Annotated in this window: 21 protein-coding genes; 9 read left to right on the plus strand and 12 right to left on the minus strand. The window is 67.4% G+C overall.

The window, feature by feature from the left end:
• Both NUV79_RS22620 and def read right to left on the minus strand, forming a co-directional pair.
• The coding region (locus tag NUV79_RS22620; protein ID WP_308218243.1) for a methionyl-tRNA formyltransferase at window positions 1-347 on the minus strand (347 nt) is incomplete at its 3' end.
• A gap of 147 nt (window positions 348-494) precedes the next feature.
• Window positions 495-1,031 carry a peptide deformylase gene (gene def / locus NUV79_RS22625; RefSeq protein WP_257735333.1) on the minus strand — a complete coding sequence of 179 codons (537 nt, stop codon included), beginning with the start codon at window positions 1,029-1,031 and terminating at the stop codon, window positions 495-497.
• Between the two features lie 114 nt (window positions 1,032-1,145).
• Here def and NUV79_RS22630 point away from each other — a divergent pair, with 114 nt between their 5' ends.
• Window positions 1,146-2,330, plus strand: coding sequence for a DNA recombination protein RmuC (locus tag NUV79_RS22630; protein ID WP_257735334.1), 1,185 nt, complete (start codon window positions 1,146-1,148; stop codon window positions 2,328-2,330).
• Window positions 2,331-2,628: 298 nt separating this feature from the next.
• Complete coding sequence (locus tag NUV79_RS22635; protein ID WP_257735335.1) at window positions 2,629-4,698, plus strand: HAMP domain-containing methyl-accepting chemotaxis protein; 2,070 nt, start codon at window positions 2,629-2,631, stop codon at window positions 4,696-4,698.
• A gap of 44 nt (window positions 4,699-4,742) precedes the next feature.
• Here the strand turns inward: NUV79_RS22635 and NUV79_RS22640 are convergent, their stop codons facing one another.
• The 5 genes from NUV79_RS22640 to NUV79_RS22660 all read right to left on the minus strand — a co-directional run bounded on the left by NUV79_RS22640 (window position 4,743) and on the right by NUV79_RS22660 (window position 8,771).
• On the minus strand, window positions 4,743-5,258 hold the full coding sequence (locus NUV79_RS22640) for an OsmC family protein (protein WP_257735336.1): 516 nt from the start codon (window positions 5,256-5,258) through the stop codon (window positions 4,743-4,745).
• Window positions 5,259-5,300: 42 nt separating this feature from the next.
• Complete coding sequence (locus NUV79_RS22645; protein ID WP_257735337.1) at window positions 5,301-6,008, minus strand: ATP-binding cassette domain-containing protein; 708 nt, start codon at window positions 6,006-6,008, stop codon at window positions 5,301-5,303.
• A 158-nt stretch (window positions 6,009-6,166) separates the two neighbouring features.
• Window positions 6,167-6,949: an ABC transporter ATP-binding protein gene (locus tag NUV79_RS22650; protein ID WP_257735338.1), complete on the minus strand. Its 783-nt coding sequence runs from the start codon at window positions 6,947-6,949 to the stop codon at window positions 6,167-6,169.
• Window positions 6,950-6,960: 11 nt separating this feature from the next.
• The gene (locus tag NUV79_RS22655; protein WP_257735339.1) at window positions 6,961-7,791 is read right to left on the minus strand and encodes an ABC transporter permease; all 831 of its coding nucleotides are present in this window, start codon (window positions 7,789-7,791) and stop codon (window positions 6,961-6,963) included.
• Between the two features lie 17 nt (window positions 7,792-7,808).
• Window positions 7,809-8,771 carry an aliphatic sulfonate ABC transporter substrate-binding protein gene (locus NUV79_RS22660; RefSeq protein ID WP_257735340.1) on the minus strand — a complete coding sequence of 321 codons (963 nt, stop codon included), beginning with the start codon at window positions 8,769-8,771 and terminating at the stop codon, window positions 7,809-7,811.
• Window positions 8,772-9,078: 307 nt separating this feature from the next.
• Between NUV79_RS22660 and NUV79_RS22665 the strand changes: the two genes are divergently transcribed.
• The 3 genes from NUV79_RS22665 (at window position 9,079) to NUV79_RS22675 (ending at window position 13,244) form a co-directional block, all read left to right on the plus strand.
• Complete coding sequence (locus NUV79_RS22665; protein ID WP_257735373.1) at window positions 9,079-11,847, plus strand: [protein-PII] uridylyltransferase; 2,769 nt, start codon at window positions 9,079-9,081, stop codon at window positions 11,845-11,847.
• Window positions 11,848-12,016: 169 nt separating this feature from the next.
• On the plus strand, window positions 12,017-12,619 hold the full coding sequence (gene grpE, locus NUV79_RS22670) for a nucleotide exchange factor GrpE (RefSeq protein WP_257735341.1): 603 nt from the start codon (window positions 12,017-12,019) through the stop codon (window positions 12,617-12,619).
• Window positions 12,620-12,623: 4 nt separating this feature from the next.
• Entirely contained in the window at window positions 12,624-13,244 is a 621-nt protein-coding gene (locus tag NUV79_RS22675; protein WP_257735342.1) for a trimeric intracellular cation channel family protein, read from the plus strand.
• Here the strand turns inward: NUV79_RS22675 and NUV79_RS22680 are convergent.
• From NUV79_RS22680 to NUV79_RS22690, 3 genes are all read right to left on the minus strand, one after another.
• The gene (locus tag NUV79_RS22680) at window positions 13,241-13,864 is read right to left on the minus strand and encodes an alpha-ketoglutarate-dependent dioxygenase AlkB (RefSeq protein WP_257735343.1); all 624 of its coding nucleotides are present in this window, start codon (window positions 13,862-13,864) and stop codon (window positions 13,241-13,243) included. The genes NUV79_RS22675 and NUV79_RS22680 overlap by 4 nt on opposite strands.
• A 2-nt stretch (window positions 13,865-13,866) precedes the next feature.
• Window positions 13,867-14,673, minus strand: coding sequence for a 4-hydroxy-tetrahydrodipicolinate reductase (gene dapB, locus NUV79_RS22685; protein WP_257735374.1), 807 nt, complete (start codon window positions 14,671-14,673; stop codon window positions 13,867-13,869).
• A gap of 146 nt (window positions 14,674-14,819) precedes the next feature.
• Entirely contained in the window at window positions 14,820-15,803 is a 984-nt protein-coding gene (locus NUV79_RS22690; RefSeq protein ID WP_257735344.1) for a Tim44 domain-containing protein, read from the minus strand.
• A 229-nt stretch (window positions 15,804-16,032) separates the two neighbouring features.
• On the opposite strand from NUV79_RS22690, the gene NUV79_RS22695 reads away from it, so the two are divergent.
• Together NUV79_RS22695 and NUV79_RS22700 are read left to right on the plus strand one after the other, a co-directional pair.
• A complete protein-coding gene (locus NUV79_RS22695; protein WP_257735345.1) occupies window positions 16,033-16,296 on the plus strand; it encodes a hypothetical protein in 264 nt (87 codons plus the stop codon).
• A gap of 589 nt (window positions 16,297-16,885) precedes the next feature.
• On the plus strand, window positions 16,886-18,028 hold the full coding sequence (locus NUV79_RS22700) for an extensin-like domain-containing protein (RefSeq protein ID WP_257735346.1): 1,143 nt from the start codon (window positions 16,886-16,888) through the stop codon (window positions 18,026-18,028).
• A gap of 9 nt (window positions 18,029-18,037) precedes the next feature.
• On the opposite strand, the gene mepA is transcribed toward NUV79_RS22700, so the two are convergent.
• Entirely contained in the window at window positions 18,038-18,976 is a 939-nt protein-coding gene (gene mepA / locus NUV79_RS22705) for a penicillin-insensitive murein endopeptidase (RefSeq protein WP_257735347.1), read from the minus strand.
• Between the two features lie 117 nt (window positions 18,977-19,093).
• On the opposite strand from mepA, the gene NUV79_RS22710 reads away from it, so the two are divergent.
• Window positions 19,094-20,074 carry a tripartite tricarboxylate transporter substrate binding protein gene (locus NUV79_RS22710; RefSeq protein ID WP_257735348.1) on the plus strand — a complete coding sequence of 327 codons (981 nt, stop codon included), beginning with the start codon at window positions 19,094-19,096 and terminating at the stop codon, window positions 20,072-20,074.
• Window positions 20,075-20,165: 91 nt separating this feature from the next.
• Window positions 20,166-20,336, plus strand: coding sequence for a DUF3309 family protein (locus NUV79_RS22715; protein WP_257735349.1), 171 nt, complete (start codon window positions 20,166-20,168; stop codon window positions 20,334-20,336).
• Window positions 20,337-20,356: 20 nt separating this feature from the next.
• Here the strand turns inward: NUV79_RS22715 and NUV79_RS22720 are convergent, their stop codons facing one another.
• A complete protein-coding gene (locus NUV79_RS22720) occupies window positions 20,357-20,653 on the minus strand; it encodes a hypothetical protein (protein ID WP_257735350.1) in 297 nt (98 codons plus the stop codon).
• Window positions 20,654-20,666: the final 13 nt, after the last annotated feature.

Below are 20,666 nucleotides of genomic sequence, written 5' to 3' on the forward strand. Positions count from 1 at the left end.
CAGCGCGGCAGCAGCGAGGCATGGAGGTTGAGGCAGCCGAGCTCGGGCAGGTCGAGGATCGCCTGGGGCAGGATCATGCCGTAGGCGACGACCACGGCGACATCGGCCTGATGCGAGGCGATGATCTCGGCCTGTTCCGGCGTCTTCAGCGTACTGGGGGTGAAGACCGGAATGCCGAAGCGCTCGGCCGCCCGATGCACCGGCGAGGGCTTCAGTTCGAGGCCGCGGCCCGCCTGCGCCGGAGCGCGGGTATAGCAGGAGACGACCTCGTGGCCCTGGCCGACGATCTCGGTCAGCACCGGCACAGCGAAATCCGGCGTGCCCATGAAGATGACGCGCAAACTCATACGCTCGACCTTACCTATAAACGAATGTCATCCCGGGCACCGAAAGGGCCCCCGGGACCGTGCCTGAACCGTTGCCGGATGCGGTCCGGCATGGATCCCGGCTCTACGCTGCGCTCCGTCAGGGCGACGTCGCGCGGATCGCAGATCTCAGGCCGCCGAACGCTTGGCCGCCTTGGCGAATTTCTTGGTGACGCGCTCGCGCTTCAATCGCGAGAGATGGTCGATGAAGAGCACGCCGTCGAGATGGTCGATCTCATGCTGCAGGCAGGTCGCGAGCAAGCCGTCGGCCTCGACGTCCTGCGTCTTGCCATCGAGATCCATGAAGCGAACCTTGACCTCGGCAGGGCGTTCGACCTCCTCGTAATATTCGGGGATCGAGAGGCAGCCCTCCTCATAGGCGCTGAATTCCTCGGAGGACCAGGTGATCTCCGGATTGATGAAGACCTGCGGCTTCCGCGGCTCCGGCTCCTCGCCTTCCTTCGCCTCGGGCTTCGACAGGTCGATCGTCACAACGCGCAGCGGTACGCCGATCTGGATCGCGGCAAGCCCGATGCCGGGGGCGTCATACATCGTCTCGAACATGTCCGCGACCAGGGTCCTGATCTCGGGCGTGACTGCCTCGACCGGCTTCGAGACGAGGCGAAGCTGGGCGTCGGGCAGGATGACGAGCGGGCGAATGGCCATGGGATTCCAGGGGAAAAGAGCTGTTGAGCCCGGGACATAAGCATTTGTGAAGGAGCGGTCAAACTGTTCCGCTTTCGTTCGCTATTTCAAATCGAATCGGCTAGGCTCCCGCGCATGAGCGAGATCGCCTTCACCCTGCTGGAACGCCCGGTGACCTGGGCCGAAGCCGCGCTCGGCTTCGGGGCCCTGAGCCTTGTCCTGCTGCTGATGGCGGTGATCGCCGGCTGGCGCGGCGGCCAGAGCCGCGCGATCGAGGCCGCGATGGCGGCGGAGCGCGCCCGCGAGATGGACGACAAGGTCGCGGAGATGAACCGCCAGCAGGCCGAGCTTGCCGGCCGGATGCAGTCCATGGCCGAGATCCTCTCGACCCGGCAGGGCGATCTCGCCCGGCTCGTCGCCGAGCGGATGGACGGACTGCGCCAGCAGGTCGGTGCCGGGCTCGAACGCAATGTCCAGCAGACCACCGAGAGCCTCGGCAAGCTGCAGGAGCGGTTGGCCGTCATTGACAGCGCCCAGAAGAACCTGACCGACCTGACCTCCGAGGTGGTGACGCTCAGGGACGTGCTCGCCAACAAGCAGGCGCGCGGCGCCTATGGTCAGGGCCGGATGGAGGCGATCATCAGGGACGGCCTGCCCGCTGCCTTCTTCGCCTTCCAGCCCCAGCTCTCGAACGGCAAGCGGCCGGACTGCCTCGTCACGCTGCCCGGCGATGGGCGTGGCCTCGTCATCGACGCCAAGTTCCCGCTGGAGAGCTTCACGCTGCTGCGCGAGGCCCGTGGCGACGACGCGAAGAAGGCCGCAGGCCAGCGCGTGCGCAGCGATGTCGGCGTGCATGTGAAGGACATCGCAGAGCGCTATTTCCTGCCGGGCGAGACGCAGGACGTGGCACTGCTCTTCGTGCCGTCGGAATCGATCTATGCCGACCTGCACGAGCATTTCGACGATGTCGTGCAGCGGGCGCACCGGGCCCGCATCATGATCGTCTCGCCCTCGCTGCTGGCGCTGGCGATCCAGCTGATGCAATCGCTGGTGCGCGATGCCCGGATGCGCGAGGAGGCGCAGGTCATCCAGACCGAAGTCGGCAAGCTGCTCGACGACGTTCGCCGGCTCGGCGAGCGCGTCGACAAGCTCGACAACCATTTCCGGCAGGCGCAGGACGATGTCGGCCAGATCAAGACCTCGGCCGGCAAGGTCACCAGCCGCGCCGAGAAGATCGGCGCGCTCGATTTCGACGACGAGAAGAGCGAACCAAAACTACCTTTCGCCAAGGGGCTGGAGCTGAAGCGCGCGGCCGAATAGCGGCAGCTCGCTTTGCAGCCGAAATTTTCGCCCAGGACTTGTCTTGTAAAATTCAATACAAGCACAGATGGAATTGATGTTGCCGAACAGGCAACGCAATCCTTGCGTGCCCGCCCCCGATTTCCGTTAGAGCAACCTTAAGCATTCTCTGAAAATTTCAGGAGAAATCGCCACCCAAATACAGTCGCCTGCCATGATTCGAACCGGACGAGCCCGACGACTGCCTCGAAAATAGGCATGACCGCATAGACCCCACCGCCTCTCCTCACCATCGCGGCCTCTTCCCGGAAAGTTCATCATGGCCCTGAGCATCAAGACCAAGCTGGCGGGCGCGCTCGTCGCGCTGACCCTCTGCGTCCTTATCGTCGGCACCTGTGGATTCCTGGCCCTTCGATCCGTGACGCAGCGGATCGATGACGTAGTCCAGAGCAATGTCATCCCGATGGAGCAGTTGCGCGTCGTCAGCGAGATGTATGCGGTCAATGTCGTTGACACGATCTGGAAAGCGCAGAGCAACCAGATCACCTGGACGAACGCGCTGAAGAGCGTCCAGGAAGCAGTCGGGAACATCGACAAGGGCTGGAAGGCCTACCTACCGAGTGTCACTTCTGCCGACGAGAAGCAGCTTTCCGAGCAGGCGACAGCGCTGATGAAGACTGGCGATGCTGCCGTCGCCAAGTTGATCGGTATCCTGAAGGAACGCGACGAGAGCGCGCTGCGGATGTTCGCCACCGACGAACTCTACAATGCGATCGACCCCATCACGGCCAAGCTGGGCGAGCTGACCGCATTGCAACTGTCGCAGGCGCGCAACCAGGGCATCGTGGCCCAATCTACCGCCAGCTCAGCCAGCATCCTGTTGCTGGTCATGGCCGGCAGCGCCCTGCTGGTCGCCGCGCTGGCGCTGGCCTTCGTCATCGGCGGCATCGTGCGTCCCCTCGCCGGGATGACCGACGCGATGAAGCGCCTCGCCGGCGGCGAGCAGGACGTCACGGTGCCCAGCATCGGTCGCCGCGACGAGATCGGCGACATGGCCGGAGCCCTGCAGATCTTCCAGGAGAATGCAGCTCGGGTGCGGGCGCTGGAGGAGCAGGAGCGCGCCGCGGCAGCCGCTCGCCTCGCCCGTGCGCAGTCGATGGAAGCGGTCGTCTCGGATGTCAGCGAGGTCGTTGCAGCGGCTGCGGCCGGCGATTTCTCGGCTCGCCTCCAGATCGATGACGGCGACGAGCAGATGCAGCGGCTGGTCGCCGGTATCAACGAGATCAACCGTGTCGTCGACAGCGCCACGACCGAGTTCGCCGACATCCTCCAGGCGATCGCAGGCGGCGACCTGACCCGCCAGATCGGAACCGGCTATCGCGGCCGCTTCGCCGATCTGAAGGGCGCGATCAACGAGACGGTGGACCGCCTCTCGGCGACGGTTGCGACGATCCAGACCACCTCGGCCGATGTCGGGCTCGCCGCGCGCGAGATCAGCATGGGCGCCGACGATCTGTCGAAGCGCACCGAGGAACAGGCCTCCTCGCTGGAACAGACCGCAGCCACGACCGAGGAGCTCGCAGCCTCGGTCAAGGCCTCCGCCCAGGCTTCCCGCTCGGCGGCGACCGCTGCGGATGAGGCGGCGAGCGCTGCGCGCTCCGGCGGCACCATCGCCGGGCAGGCGGTCGATGCCATGGCCCGGATCGAGACCGCCTCACAGAAGATCTCCGATATCATCCGCGTGATCGACGACATCGCCTTCCAGACCAACCTGCTCGCGCTCAACGCGGCAGTCGAGGCGGCGCGCGCCGGCGACGCCGGCAAGGGCTTCGCCGTCGTCGCCTCCGAGGTGCGGACCCTGGCGCAGCGTTCCAGCGAAGCCGCCAAGGACATCTCGGCCCTGATCTCCTCGTCCAATACCGAGGTCGGCGAAGGCGTGAAGCTGGTACGCAAGGCCGGAGAATCCCTGACGCAGATTCTGGCGGCTTCGCAGAAGGTGGCTGCGACCATCGCCGACATCTCGGCGGCCTCGGGTGAGCAGGCCAACGGCATCGACGAGATGAGCCAGGCCGTCGCGCATCTCGACGAGATGACGCAGCAGAACGCGGCCCTGTCCGAGCAGAGCGCGGCTTCGGCGAATTCGCTCTCGGGCAGGATCGAGCAGCTCAATGCGCTGGTCGCGACCTTCCGGACCAATCAGGGCGGTGCTGCCGCGTCGCGCGCACCCGCCTCGATCAGCTCGGCTGCATCTGAACCGGATCGTCTGCGCCAGCTCGCCGAAGCGGCCTTCCAGCAATCGCGGCGCCCCGCCGCAGCGAAGGCCGAGCCCGCCCCCGCCAAGCGCGCAGTGAATGCCCGCAACGGCAGCACGGGCTGGGAAGAGTTCTAGCTCCTCCCCATACAACCGTGTCTCCAGGCGCCTCCTGACCCGTGTCAGGAGGCGTTTTTCTGCAAGGTCGCCGACAATTCCGGCTTCACGTTCAGCGTCTGGAAGACCACGCAATAGCGCTCGGTGAGCTTGAGCAGCGTGTCGAGCTTGTCCTGCGGCGCGTCGCTCTCGACGTCGAAGAACAGGCGGATCGCCTTGAAGCCGACCGCGGCATCCTTGGCGACGCCGAGCGTGCCGCGAAAATCGAGATCGCCCTCGGCGCGGACAGCGCCCTTCTTCAATTCGATCTCCAGCGCGGTCGCGACCGCCTTCAGCGTCACGCCGGCGCAGGCGACCAGCGCCTCCAGCAGCATGTCGCCGGAGCAAAGCTCGGCGCCGGAGCCGCCGGTGGCGGGATGCAGGCCGGCGAGCGCGATGGCACGGCCGGTCTCAACCTTGCAGGCGATATGCTGGTCGTCGAGCTCGCCATGGGCCTTGAGCGTGATGATCGCGGCTTCAGGATTGGTGCGATACTCATCCTTGAGCGGGGCCTGCAAGGCGCGCAGCGCGGTGACGTCCATGATCGTATTTCTCCTAAGGCGGCCCGGCGGCTTGTAGCCGGTTCAGGCCGCCGCCTCCACCTCCGGCGCGGCCGGCCGGGTCTCCTTTTCGAGCGCCCGGCGCAATTCCCGTCGCAGGGTGACGAAACCGACCGAGCGCTCCTCGCGCGGGCGCGCCAGCAGGTTGTCGAGGCTGAAAGCGGCCGGTCCCGCCTGCGGTAGGACATGGATGCGATCAGCTAGGCGCAGCGCCTCCTCGACGGAGCCGGTGGCGATGACGACAGCGGGGCGCGCCTGCGTGCAGAGTTCCGGCAGGAAGGCGGCAAGCCGCGCGCGCGCCTCGGCCTCGAGCACGGCAAAGGGCTCGTCGATCAGCAGCAGGCGCGGCCGGACCAGCAGGAGACGAGCGATGGCGAGCCGCAGCAGCCCCTCCGGCGAGAGCTCTACCGGCCGCTGCTTCGCCTGACCGGCGAGGCCAAGGCGGACCAGCACATTGGCGATCAAGCCCTCGCGTTCGAACGGCGTTGCCTTCGGCAAGGCGAAAGCGAGGTTCTCGGTGAGATCGAGCCAGGCAAAGAAACGCGGCCGGGCGCAGAGCAGGCCAATCTCGGCCGTCGGCACCGCTCCCTCTTCGGTCTGCAGGCCGGAGAAGGCGCGCAGCGCCACCTTGCGTGCCTCGGGCGAACCGAGCAGGGCGACGATCTCGCCGGCCCGAGGACGCGGCAGGGCATGTTCGGGAGAGCGGGAGAAATCGTGAAGCGTGCCGGACATCGCTGGCTCCATCCATGACAAAGCGGAAGGAGCGTCGACGGCATCAGCCGTCCCGTCGTCCCGCGCTTTAGCTGCATTTGTTTCGCGCCCGCAAGCTGAGGCTCAAATCGGCGCGTGTCCTCTTCTAAGGTCTAAGCGTCCGTTTTGTCAAACGGCACTCACCACCACATGCCGGCGGTCTCGGCCGCCTTCTCCTGATGGGGGGCCTCGTCGCGCAAGGAACGGTCGAGCGCGCGCAAGACCTCGCGCTTCGTCGCCTCGAAGGCCGGCGAGAGCCGGTCGCGCGGGCGGGCGAGCGGATTGTCGAGTTCGTCGAAGATGCGGCCGGGCTTGGGCTGCATCACGACGATGCGGTCTGCCAGCGTCACGGCTTCCTCGACATCGTGCGTGACCATGACCACGGTCGGCCGGCTCTCCTGCCAGAGCGCCAACAGATGACCGTGCAGGCTCGCCCGCGTCGTGGCGTCCAGCGCCGAGAAGGGCTCGTCCATCAGCAGGAGCTTCGGCCGAGTGACGAGGGCCCGCGCGATGGCGACGCGCTGCTGCTGGCCGCCGGAAAGCTCGCGCGGCCAGCGCTCCTCGTGGCCGGCGAGACCGACGCGGACGAGCGCGCTGGTCACCTGCCCGTCGCGCTCGGAGGCGGAGAGATGCGACAGCCCGAAGCCGGCATTCTCGGCGACGCTGAGCCAGGGGAAGAGCCGCGGCTCCTGGAAGATCACGCCGACATCGGCACGCGGCTCGGCGATCGCCTCGCCATCGAGGCGGATCGCGCCCTCGCTCGGCCGGTCGAGCCCGGCGACAAGGCGCAGCAAGGTGGTCTTGCCGCAGCCGGAGCCGCCGAGCAGGGCGACGATCTCGCCGCGCCCGACATCGAGCGTGATCGCCGACAAGGCGCGCGTGCCGTCGGCATAGGTCTTGGAGAGCCGGTCGAAGCTCAGCACCGGGACGCCCCTCAAAGCTTGTCGCGCGCCGTATCCTGCCAAGCGAGGAACGGCCGCGTGATGGCGACGAGCAGGCCGTCCGCCAGCTTGCCGAGCACGGCGAAGCTGATGATGGCCGCGATGATGGTATCGGGGCGGCCGAGCTGCTGGCCGTCCACGAGCAGATAACCCAGCCCCTCGCTCGCCCCCATGATCTCGGCCGCGACCACGAACATGAAGCCGAGGCCGAGCCCAGAGCGCAGAGCCGTGATCCAGGCCGGCAGAATCGCCGGCAGCAGAACGCGGCGGACCATGGCGAGGCGCGAGAGCCGGAAGACGCGGCCGACCTCGATGATCTTGCGGTCGATGCCCTGGATCGCCGCGGCGACGCCGAGATAGACCGGGAAGAAGACGCCGACCGCGATCAGCGCCACTTTCGAGGCCTCGAAGATTCCGAGCCAGAGGATGAAGAGCGGCACCCAGGCGATCGAGGGGATCGCGCGCAGCGCCTGCAAAGTCGGGTCGAGCAGGCTGCGGGCGACGGGCAAAGCGCCCGTCACCGCTCCGAGGACCGTGCCGGCGAGCGCGCCGAGGCCGAAGCCGGCGGCGACCCGCCAGAGCGTTGCTCCCGCATGGGTCAGAAGCTCGCCCGAGGCCGCGAGCCCCCAGAGCGTGCGGCCGACGACGCTTGGGGGTGGCATCAGGCGGCCATTGGCGATGCCGGCCGCGACGAGCCCTTCCCAGAGGATGGCCAGCACGACCGGCAGAACGAAACCGGCGATCGCGAGCCGGTAGGAGCGGCGCGGGGCGGCGGGGCGCCGCTCCGGCTCGTCCACGGCGGTTGCGATCTCCAGGACGCTCATCGCCGTGCGCTCGCCCGTCAGTTGGTGGCGGCGAAGCGCCGGTCGATGAGGCTGTCGACGGCGGCCTTCACATCGGTCGTGGCCGGCAGCACGCCGGCTTCCTTCAGTGCAAGACCGGCGGCGGTGATGGTGTCGACCTGCGCCTGGCCGATCGCCGAATGGGTCAATTCGGTGCGGGTGAGCTGGCGCTCGATCACCGGCTCGGAGAGCTTGGTGTATTCGACCAGAACCTTCTTGAGCTCGGCCGGATTGGCGCGCGCATAGGCGCGGGCCTCCTCGTAGGCGGCCAGCACCTTCTTCACCAGCGCCGGGTTCTCGTTGGCGAAGGCCTCGCGGACATTGAGGATACCCCAGGTGTTGTCCTCGGCCTTGCGGTAGAACAGCCTGGCGCCGCTCTCGACCTCGGCAGCGGCCATCAACGGGTCGAGCCCGGCCCAGGCGTCGACATCGCCCCGCTCCAGCGCGAGGCGGCCATCGGCATGCTGGAGCAGGACGAGCTTGACGTCCTTCTCGGTCAGCTTGGCATCGGCCAGCGCGCGGACGAGGAAGATATGCGGATCGGTGCCGCGGGTGACGGCGACGCGCTTGCCCTTGAGATCGGCGACCTTGGCGATCTCGCTCTTGGCGCCGGTGACCAGCGCCGTCCATTCCGGCCGGGAATAGACATAGATCGACTTGATCGGATTGCCGTTGATCTTGCCGATCAGCGCGGCGGCGCCAGCGGTTGAGCCGAAATCGATCGATCCGGCATTGAGGAATTCGAGCGCCTTGTTCGATCCGGCGGACAGCACCCAGCGCACCTTGATGCCATCGGCCTCAAGCGCCTTCTCGAGAATACCGCGCTCCTTCAGCACGAGGCTGACGGGATTATAGGTCGCGTAGTCGATCCGGATTTCCTTGGGTGCCTGCGCGAAGGCCGGCGCGGCAAGGCCGGCAGCGGCAACAAAGGCGAGCGCGAGGCGGCGGGTGATGCTGGTCATGGGGCTTATCCCTCTGTCGATGGTGCGAGGGATCGGGACGGGTGGCGTCCTTTGCCCCATGCTTTAGCTGCACTTGTTTCGCGCCCGCAAGCTGGTGGCTCAAATCGGCGCGTATCCGATCTATAGGTCTGGTCGTTCTGTTTGTCAAACAACACGCTTGAATGTGTTTTTATCTGCGTTTCACATCTTGTAGCGTTTAATTTTATCCTCTCCCTACCCCCTTACCCATGTTACGAAAGGCGATGCTCGCCGGACCGGAGCCTTCGTGACCACGCCTCCTGCCAAGCCCGCCCTGTCGCTCGCCGAGATGCTGCACAGCCCCGAGGCCGGGATCGCGCGGCTGTTCGAGACCATCAGCCGGCGCGACAAGGCGCAGATGCGGCAAGCCCTGGTCACCGGGCTCAGGCAGGTGCTCGACGAAGGCCACGCTTCCGCGCGAGCGATCCTGGCGGGGCCGCGCGCCGGCCTGGCCTGTGCGCATCGGCTCTCGGCGGTGATGGATGCCGTGGTGCTCGGATTGCACAGCGCGGCGACCAGCTATTTCTATCCGGCCGACAACCCGTCGCAATCGGAGCGGATCGCTGTGGTCGCCGTCGGCGGCTACGGGCGCGGCACGCTGGCGCCGGGCTCGGATGTCGACCTGCTCTTCCTGTTCCCGCACAAGCAGACGGCCTGGGGCGAGAGCGTCATCGAGTCGATGCTCTATCCGCTTTGGGACCTGAAGCTGAAAACCGGCCATTCCGTGCGTTCGATCGACGATTGCGTGCGCGAGGCCCGTGCCGACATGACGATCCGCACAGCCCTGCTGGAAGCCCGTTTTCTGGTGGGGGACCGCTCGCTCTTCAACGAGATGGTCAGCCGCTTCGATGCCGAAGTGGTCGAGGGCACGGCCCAGGCCTTCACCGAGGCCAAGCTCGCCGAGCGCGAGCTCCGGGTGCAGCGAGCGGGCGCCTCGCGCTATCTGGTCGAGCCCAACGTCAAGGACGGCAAGGGCGGCCTGCGCGACCTCAACACGTTGTTCTGGATCGCCAAATACGCCTACCGCGTCCATGACGTACGCGACCTCGTCGAAGCCGGGCTGTTCGACAAACAGGAACTCCAGATGTTTCAGCGCTCGGAGGAATTCCTCTGGCGCGTACGCTGCTGGCTGCATTTCATCACCGGCCGGGCCGAGGAGCGACTGTCCTTCGACCTGCAACGGCAGGTCGCAGCGGAAATCGGCTATGCCGGCCGCAGCGGGCAGGCACCGGTCGAGCGCTTCATGAAGGCCTACTTCCTGATCGCGAAGGATGTCGGCGATCTCACCGCCATCGTCTGCGCCGCGCTGGAGGCCCGCCAGCAGAAGCCGCGCGCCAGCCTGTCGAAGCTGCTCGGCACCTTCGCCAAGCGCAAGCGCGAGCGTTCGCTCGGCCATGCCGATTTCAAGCTGACGAGCCAGCGCCTCGATGTCGTCGATGACAGCGCCTTCGAGCGCGATCCGGTCAACCTGCTCCGGCTCTATGCCATCGCCAGCCGCGAGGACCTCGCCATCCACCCGGATGCCAGCCGCCTCGTGACGCAGTCGCTCCGGCTGATCACGCCGGGCCTGCGCAACGAGCCGGAAGCCAACCGCATCTTCCTGGAGATCCTGACCGGCCGGCGCTCCCCCGAAGTCGTGCTCAGGCGCATGAACGAATCCGGTTTGCTCGGCCGCTTCGTCCCGGATTTCGGCCGCGTCGTCGCGATGATGCAGTTCAACATGTACCACCACTACACGGTGGACGAGCACCTGATCCGCGCGATGGGCGTGCTGGCTGAGATCGATGCCGGCGTGCTGGAGGCCGAGCATCCGCTCGCCAACGAGATCATGCCGACCATCGCCAACCGGCGGGCGCTCTATGTCGCGCTCTTCCTGCACGACATCGCCAAGGGCCGGCCGGAGGACCATTCGATCGCCGGTGCGCGGATCGCCCGCAAGCTCGGACCACGCTTCGGCCTGACGCCCGCGCAGACAGAGACGGTAGCCTGGCTGGTCGAGCATCACCTGGACATGTCGACGGTGGCGCAGAGCCGCGATCTCGGCGACCCCAAGACGATCGAGAGCTTCGCCGCGACCGTGCAGACGCTGGAGCGGCTGAAGCTGCTGCTCGTCCTCACCGTCGCCGACATCAAGGCGGTCGGCCCCGGCGTCTGGAACGGCTGGAAAGGCCAGCTGCTGCGCACGCTTTATTACGAAACGGAGCTTGTGCTCGCCGGTGGGCATTCGGCGGTCGAGCGCAAGGCGCGCGTCGCGATGAAGCAGGACGAATTGCGTCGGCGCCTCGCCGACTGGAGCGCCGAGGAACGCGACGCCTATGTCGCGCGGCACTACCCGGCCTACTGGATCAAGGTCGATCCGGACGAGCAGGAGAAGCATGCGCGCTTCCTGCGCGAGGCCGAACAGGCCGGGCGCACCACGGCGACGATCGTCGAGACCGACAAGTTCCGCGGCGTGACCGAGCTCACCGTGCTAGCGCCCGACCATCCGCGCCTGCTCGCCATCGTCACCGGCGCCTGCGCGGCGGCCGGCGGCAATATCGTCGATGCGCAGATCTTCACGACCAGCGACGGGCTGGTGCTCGACACGATCTCGGTCTCGCGCGCATTCGACCGTGACGACGACGAATTGCGCCGGGCCGAGCGCATCGCCGCCGCGATCGAGCGAGCCTTGAAGGGCGAGATCAAGATCGCCGATCTCGTGGCGCAGCGCCGCGCCCCGCCGCCGCGCGGCCAGACCTTCCAGGTCGAGCCGGAGGTCGTGATCGACAATGTGCTCTCGGCGCGCCACACGGTGCTGGAAGTGTCCGGCCTCGACCGACCGGGCCTGCTCTACGATCTCACCACGGCGATCGGAAAGCTCAACCTCAACATCGCCTCGGCCCATATCGCGACCTTCGGCGAGAAGGCGGTCGACGTGTTCTACATCACCGACCTGACCCATGCGAAGATCGTCACGACCGGCCGGCAACTGACGATCCGCAAGGCACTCATCGACGTCTTCAAGTTCGAGGCCGAGAAGCCGGCGGCGGCCAGGGCGAAAGTGCCGGCCCGCGCTTGATTTAAACGACCATAAGGCCGATATCCGGCACGAACGCGGCTGCAACCCGGCATGACCGGCCTGGGCCCCGCAAGGGGCGGCGCAGCCAGCTCTTTAGTTGCCGCATTTTCTTCACGCGAACCGGTATCCACTTCGCTTGAAAATGCTGAGAAAGGGACGTGACGATAAAATGACGCAGAACCCTGCGACGGAAGACCCCAACCTCGAAGCCGGCGCGGATGCGCCCGAGCAGGCGGCCACCGCCGAGGCAGGCCTCGCGGCGCAGTTCGCCAAGCTCCAGGCCGAACGCGACGACCTTAAGGACAAGCTGCTGCGCACGCTCGCCGAGATGGAAAACCTGCGCCGCCGCACCGAGCGCGAGATCGCCGATGCCAAGACCTATGCCGTGACCAGCTTCGCCCGCGACATGCTCGGCTCCTCCGACAACCTGCGCCGGGCGCTGGAAAGCCTGCCGGCCGACGCGATGAAGACGGCCGATGCCGCGGTGAAGGCACTGCATGAGGGCGTCGAGCTGACCGAGCGCGAACTGCTCAAGACGCTGGAGCGCCACGGCGTGCGCCGGATCGATCCGCAGGGCGAGAAGTTCGACCCCAACCTGCACCAGGCCATGTTCGAGGCGCCCGACGCCTCGATCGCCAAGGGGCTGGTCTCGAAGGTCGTGCAGATCGGCTACAAGATCGGCGAGCGCGTGCTGCGTCCGGCCCTGGTCGGCGTCTCGGCGGGAGCGCCGAAGACTCCGGACGCGCCGGCCGGCGAGCCGACCCAGCACTGACGCCGTGTTCGAGGCCGCCGGCGTCGCCATCTTCGCGCTGACCGGCGCCCTCGTCGCCGCCCGCAAGGGCATGGACCCGTTCGGCTTCATCCTTCTCGCGACCGTCACCGGCGTCGGTGGCGGCACCTTGCGCGACGTCCTGCTCGGGCGCGGCATCTTCTGGGTGCGCGACCCCAGCGACGTCATCGTCTGCACGACGGTCGCGCTCTGCGCCTGGGGACTGGCCTATATCCGGCCCGGCATGCTCGAAGGCTGGGCCGGGCGCAAGCTGCTGCTCTGGGCCGATGCCGCCGGCCTCTCGCTCTTCGCCGTCATCGGCACGCTCAAGGGCCTCGACGCGGCCGTGCCCGTGCTCTCGGCCGTCGCGCTCGGCGCGATGACCGCAACCTTCGGCGGCATCCTGCGCGACATTCTCGCGGGCGACCGGCCGATGGTGCTGTGGAGCCGCGATTTCTACGTCACCGCCGCGACTGCAGGCGCCGCCATGACGGCGCTGCTGACCGGGCTTGGTCTCTCCGGACCGGTCGTGATGCTCGGAGGTATCGCAGCCTGCTTCGGCCTCCGAGCCGGTTCGCTGCTGTTCGGCTGGTCGTTCCCGAACCTGCCCGGCAAAGCGCCGGACTAAGATTTCGGCTTCGTCACCCGTCGCATCGTCAGGTTGATCCGTCCGCCTTCCGGCAGCAGCGTGGACGAGCCCGTCAGGATGCGGTCGATGCCGTGATAGGCCAGCCGCGCCTCGCCACCGAAGAGCAGCACGTCGCCTGAAGCGAGCTTGAGCGAGGTCGTCTTGCCGCCGCGCGTCGTGCCGCCAATGCGGAAGAGCGCGGCATCGCCGAGCGAGACCGACAGGACCGGCGCATCGAAATCCTGCTCGTCGCGATCCTGATGCAGGCCCATCTTGGCGCCGGCCGCATAGAAATTGACGAGGCAGGCCTCGGGCGGATGCGGATAGCCGGCCAGTTCCCGCCAGAGGTCGAGCAGCGGCGCCGGCATGATCGGCCAGGGCTCGCCGGTCTCGGGATGCTCGGGCTGGTAGCGATAGCCGTTGATGTCGGAGACCCAGCCGAGCGAGCCGCAATTGGTCATGCGGACCGAAAAGGGATTGCCGCTCTTGGGCATGCGCGGCTGGAAGAACGGCGCCTTGCGCGCGACCGCCCTGAGTTCCGCCACCAGCGCGGCCTGCTCCTCTGGCGCCAGCTTGCCCGGCCAGTGGACGACGCCCGGAGCGACGACAACCCGGGTCATGGTCAGAGCGCGTCGAGGCCGAGCACGTCAGCCATGGAGTAAAGGCGCGCTTCACGCCCCTTGCCCCAGAGCGCCGCCTTGACCGCCCCCTGCGCAAAGAGGCTGCGGTCCTCCGCAACATGGGCGAGTTCGAGCCGCTCGCCGGCACCCGCAAAAATCACCTTGTGGTCGCCGATAACGGTGCCGCCGCGCAGCGCCGCGAAGCCGATCGTGCCGGGCTCGCGTACGCCGGTAATGCCGTCGCGGCCAGCGACGCGCGCCTTCGCGAGATCGACGGCGCGGCCCTCTGCCGCCGCCTCGCCGAGCAGGACGGCGGTGCCGGAAGGCGCATCGACCTTCATGCGGTGATGCATCTCGACGATCTCGATGTCCCAGTCGGTGCCGAGCGTCGCCGCGACCTTCCGCACCAGCGCCGCCAGCAGGTTGACGCCGAGGCTCATATTGCCGGAGCGGATGATCGGCGTGCGCTTCGCCGCTTCGGCCAGCTCGGCAAGATGCCTGGGCTCCAGCCCGGTCGTGCCGACGACATGCAGGATGCCCGCCTCGGCCGCCAGCTTGGCGAAGGCGACCGTCGCGTCTGGCGCGGTGAAATCCAGAACGCCATCGGCGGCCGCGAAGGCGGCAGCGGCATCGCTCGTCACCTTGACGCCGGACGCAGGCAGGCCGGCGAGACCCCCGGCATCCTCGCCGAGCGCGGCCGAGCCCGGCCGCTCGATCGCCGCCACGAGCGTGCAGCCTTCAGCCTGATCGATGGCGCGGATCAGCATCCGGCCCATCCGCCCGGCGGCACCGACGACGACGAGACGCATATCACTCATGGAAGGCGGGCTCCGGGCTGGCTCTGTTCGCCAGTAGCGCAATAGGCTCCGCTCCGCCAGCGGCCCACCCGAAAGCCGCGCTTAGCAAAACGGCCGGGTTGCCCCGGCCGTTTCTCATTATCAGACGTTTACGGCGCTCAGGCCGCCTGCTGGATGCCCGAGAGCTTCCAGGCTGCGCCGCGCTCGCGCACGAAGGTCCAGTACTCGCTGACCTCCTGAGCCTGCGTGGCGCTGCCGTCGACGATCTTGCCGGTCTTGCGGTCATAGGCCGCGTTGATCAGGCTGAAGCGCATCGCGACGGTCGCGTAGTCGAGATCGCCCTCGCGCCAGGCCTGCGACAGGTCGCCCTGCAGCAGCTTGACGTCGGAGACGCGGTCGGCGACGCCGCGGCGGGCATTGTCGCTGAGATCCTCGTCGAAATAGCCGAACATCTCGGTCGTCGTCCGCTGGCGCAGGCCGGCCTCATCCTCGTTCGAGTAGGCGGTGTTGATCTCGCCGAGCAGGCGCTCGAACGCATTGAAGTCGTCACCCGACAGCTCGATCGGCTGCGGCTGGACGACAGCAGCGGCGGCACCGCCGCCGAAACCGCCCATGCGGGCGGCGGCAGGCTGCGGCTGCGGCGCATCATAGCCCTGACGGGCATAGGGCGCGCCCGCGCCGGCGAGCTGCGGTTCGGAGCGGCGACGGAAGAAGCGGATGGCGAGCACGACGATGCCGGCGATCAGCGCGAGCTGCAGAACGAAGCCGAGCATGCCGGCCAGCGAGGCCAGGCCGCTGAAGAAGCCGGAGCCCGAGAGCAGGCCGAACAGGCCCGCGCCGAGCAGGCCGGCGCCGATGCCCATCATCATGTTGCGCGCGAAGGACGGGCGCGCGGCCTGCGCCGCCGCACCGGCAGCCGCGGGGCCAGCCATGGAGGGCGAAGCCGGAGCCGAGCGCTGGAAAGTCTGGGCGCCGCCCGGCGTCGTATTGGTCGACGGCGGCGCGCTATTGGTGAACGACCCACGGCTGCCCGAGCTGCGGCCGCCGCCCGGACGGGCTTCGGCAACGAGCGGCACGAGCAACAGGGCCCCGGCGACCAGGGCGACGGCACGTCCACGACGGGCGAGCGAAATCAGAGACATTGTTCCTCCCGGAGCCCACCATGGGCCCACCGCCGCACAATATGGAGAGAGCCGACACCCCGCGCAAGGCCCCTTCCGGCTAACAGACTGAAAAGTCTTACTATTTCAAATCGGCACATAATCATTCGTTGCAATCGGACCGATATGATAGGCTGACGAACCGTCTCGCGACACGAGACGCGGGAAGAGAGCCATGATCGGATCCGGACCGAGGCCTCACCGACACCGCATGCTGAGCTGGATGCTCGCGCTAGCGGTTCTGTTCCTGCTGAGCGAAGCCGCTGCGGCCGGAGACCCTGCGATCGCCCTCGACAAGCCGCGCCTCGCCCAGGCGCCGGAGCCGCTCTGCTTCTGCTGGAACGACGGCCGCAAGATCGCCGAGGGCGCGAAATCATGCATCAGGACCACGCAGGGGCGACGGGTCGCGACCTGCGGGCGGGTAGTGAACATGATGTCCTGGGAAGTGACGGAAACCGCCTGCCCGCAAAGCTGAGCCTTCCGAATCGGAAAACGGCCTACGCACATAAAAGCGCCGCCGGGATTGGTCCCGGCGGCGCTGTTTTTCATGGCTCTTGTGGTCCTAGCGACTTCGAGACTGACCCGTTGTCAGAACGCTCCCAGAACGATCGCCATCATGAAAACGAAGGCCGCACCCATGATCAATCGGTCGAGACGTAGCGTGACACTCATCACACCCTCCTGTGTCATTGACCTGTCGTGGAGGCTACCAGAACTGACGAAGGCCGCAAGGGGGCGGCATCATGGCGGGACCCGGACGGAGGCTAGATCACCCTTAATCATCGGTTAAATCATTGAATAGATTTGGGGATATTTCTCACTGCGCGATTTCGCCGCGAGCACTCTCCAGCGCGCCGCCACGGCTTCGCCACGGTTCGACCTGCGAGCTCGACAGGCTGATCTTGGCGACATCCAGAAAGCACCGGCAAGCTGCCGAAAAGGCACCGGTTAAGGCCGAAAACGGCGCATTAAGGCCCGGTTCACCACGGTGCCAAAGTTAATCCGCCTGTGGCGGCCAGGGCGCACTCGGTTGAGAAACCGTTCACCAAGCGGTTCGCATTTGAATGGTCATGCGACGCGCTCATCTCGCCCTCATCGCACTCGGCATCGTCGGCGCAGCCGGCCTTGCGGGCTGCGGCAAGTTCCAGAAGCCGCAGCGCGCCGCCTGGCGCGACCAGGCGGAGGCGGCCTGCATGGCCTCGCGCCAGGTGCAGATCTCGTCCTATGTCAGCCTGCGCGGCAAGGCGATCGACGGGCCCGGCACCTGCGGCATGCAGCAGCCGCTGAAGGTCTCGGCTTTCTCCAACGGCGGCATCGGGCTGACCAGCTCGGCCACCCTCTCCTGCCCGGTCGTCGCGACCACCGACAAGTGGCTGGCCGAGGTGGTGCAGCCGGCCGCGATGAACGTGCTCGGCGCCCAGGTCATCGAGATGCGGGCCGGCTCCTATTCCTGCCGCGCGATGAACAACGGCACGGGCACGTCGCGCACATCGGAGCACGCCTTCGGCAATGCCGTCGACATCTTCTCCTTCCGGCTCAACGATAACCGCGTGATCACGGTGAAGGACGGCTGGCGCGGCTCGCCCGAGGAGCAGAACTTCCTGCGCGAGGTCTTCGTCGGAGCCTGCGAGCATTTCTCGACGGTGCTCGGCCCGGGCGCAGACCCCTTCCACTACGATCATTTCCATATCGACCTGGCCCGGCATTCGAAGGGCCGGCACATCTGCAAGCCGGTGATCAAGTACACGCCGAACTACAACCTGCAGCCGCCGGACCCGGCACGCTCCTATTCGTCGGCCCAGACGCTGCCGCGCGGCGTGGCGCCGGCCGGCACCATGGTCGCTGGCGGCGGGCTGATGCGGCAGCCGAGCGAAGGCCTGCGTCCGCCCGGCGCCGTGCAGGGCGGCTATCCGGTCGCGAGCTACGGCCGCGGCCAGCCGCAAGGTCTCGATGCGCAGCAACGCTTCCTCGAGCAATACGACGCACGCCAGAAGCAAGGGCGCTACCAGCCGCAGCCCTTGCCGAGTGAGAACCGCGGGCCACTCGCCTTGCCGGGCGCCGTCGAGCCCTCGGAGGAAGAGGCCGCCTTCGGCGATGGCGGCGGCTCCGGCGTCATGGACCAGCAGGATTCCGAGGAAGCGTTGCCGATCAATCCCCGGAACGATCCTTTCGCCTATAGCTCCGGCCGCACGCCGCCGCGGCGATAAACCGCCGGCCTAGCGCGAGACAAGAACCTGCCGGCATTCCGGCGGCAAGGCATCCAGCGACATCGGCGGCTTCGGCTTGGGCTTCGGTCCGGGCTTGGGCTTCGGCGGATTGAAGATCGCCTCGTGCTGGCGCTCGACCCAGCCGCTGAGCTCCGCTCCGCAGCCATCGCCGAAATTAGGCGGTTCCTGCCCCTGGCAGCTCGCCATGCCGGCCGGGCAGGCCAGCCGGATATGGAAATGATAGTTGTGGCCCCAGATCGGCCGTACCTTCTCCAGCCAGCTCTTGTCGGCGCCGGCCTCGCGGCAGAGCGCGACCTTGAGCGCAGGGTTCACGAAGATACGCTCGACCTTCGGCTCGGCCGCGACGGTGCGGATCAGGCGGGTATGGGCCGGCGTCCAGTGGCGGGGATCGACATCGCGCCAGTCGGAGCGGGCCATGTTGACCGCCGACATGTTCTCGCGCTGCTCGCGGTCGAGCCGGCCGCGCGGCATCGGCGTCAGCCAGACATCGGCATCGAGCCCGATCTGGTGCGAGGCATGACCGGTCAGCATCGGGCCGCCGCGCGGCTGCGACATGTCGCCGACGAGGAGCCCGGCCCAGCCGGTGATGCGCGGCACGTCGCGGGCGAGCTTCTCCAGATAGTCGATGAGGATCGGGTGGCCCCAGTTGCGGTTGCGGTTCAGCCGCATGACCTGCCAGCTCGGCCCATCGACCGGCAGCGCCTCGGCACCAGCAAGGCAGCCGCGTGCATAGGAGCCGATGGCACGCGCCTGCATGCTCGCCGGCTCGGTCTTCTGACCGAAGAGCGAGCGGGCGGCATCGGGCCAGGCCGCGATATTGGCGGCGCGGGTCTTCGCCTCCTGGTCAGCCGTCGACTGGGCCTGACCTGCTGCCGGCAGAAGGACGAGCGGCACTAATAGAACCGCGATTCGGGAGATGATGCGCATGGCGTGAGAATCGCCGCGACCGTCCATGGCGGTCAAGCGCGATGGCTGGACAAGCGGCGCAACGAATTGCAGCCTTGCGCAACGGCGACGCAAGACGCGCCCTTCAGGGAGATATCGATGACGGCCATGATCGACCGCCGCAGTGTTCTTGCCGGCGCTGGCGCCCTTCTCGCGGCGCCGAGCGCAGGCTTTGGCCAGCAACCCTGGCCGCAGGGGCGGCTGCTCAAGCTCGTGGTGCCGTTCCCGCCGGCCGGCGCGACCGACGTGCTGGCGCGGCTCGTCGCCGACAAGCTCGGCCAGACCTGGGGCACAAATATCGTGGTCGAGAACCGGCCGGGCGCCGGCGGCAATATCGGCACCGACGCCGTCGCCAAGGCCGAGCCGACCGGCGACACCTTCCTGATCGTCTCGGTGGGCATGGCGACCAACCAGTATCTCTATCAGAAGCTGACCTACGACCCGGCCAAGGACCTGGCGCCGATCACCATGGTCGCGATGGTTCCCAACCTGCTCGTCGCCAACAAGACCCTGCCGGTGAACAATGTCGCCGAGCTGATCGCCTATGCGAAGGCCAATCCCGGCAAGCTGACCTATGGCTCATCCGGCGTCGGCACCTCCGTGCATCTCTGCGGCGAGCTGTTCCAGAAGCTGACCGGCACCAAGATGGTGCATGTGCCCTATCGCGGCACGGCCCAAGCCACGCAGGACCTGATCGGCGGGCGCATCGACCTGATCTTCGACAATATCCCGCAGGCGCTGCCCCATGTGCGCGCCGGCTCGATCCGCGGCTTCGGCATCACCACGGCGAAGCGCTCGCCGACGGCGCCGGAATTCGCGCCGATCGCCGAGACCGTGCCGGGCTTCGACGTCTCCTCCTGGTTCGCGCTGTTCGCGCCGGCCAGAACGCCGGCCGCCGTCATCGCCAAGATCCAGGCCGATACCAAGGCGGGGATCGCCGACCCGGCGGTGCGCGCCAAGATGGATGCGCTCGCGGCCGAGCCCGTCGGCAACAGTCCCGAAGAGCTCGGTGCTTTCCTGCAGGCTGAAATGAAGCGCTGGGGCGACCTGATCAAGGAGGTCGGGCTCAAGGTGGAGTGACGCCACGCTCACGCTGCGGAACCCAGCGTTCGCAGCTGGCGTTTCCCGTCAGACCGCGCCCGGAACGGGCGTCACGAAACGGGAGTTCGCCATGTCCACCGTCCTCATCGTCGTGCTGCTCGTCCTGCTTCTGGGCGGTGGCGGCTATTACGGCCATCGCAGCTATGGAACGGCAGGGCTCGGCGGCGTGCTCGGCCTCGTGCTGACGATCGTGCTGATCCTGTGGCTGCTCGGCGCCATCGGCGGCGCAAGGATCGCCTGATCCGGGACGGCTGTGACCGGTCAGGTCGCGTCAGGCCGATCGGTTGCGGCGGGCTCGGCCGCGATCTTGGCGCAGATCGCCTTGAACAGCACCGCCGACCGGCACTGGCTCTGAATCCACCACAGGTTGAGTGCCACCAGACAGGCCAGAGCGAGCGCGACGGCCGTGACGTCGCCGATCCAGGCGCCGTAGGTGCCGAAGAGCACGACCGGCGCGAGATAAGGCAGGGACGACAGGAAAGCCGGCAGGAAGCCGGCATCGGCCGCTGCCGCCTGCGCGACATAGCTTCGCTCTTCGTCCGTCAGATCGATCGCCACCGGCTATCCCTCC

Source organism: Allobosea sp. 47.2.35 (assembly GCF_024655635.1).
Taxonomy (GTDB): Bacteria; Pseudomonadota; Alphaproteobacteria; order Rhizobiales; family Beijerinckiaceae; genus Allobosea.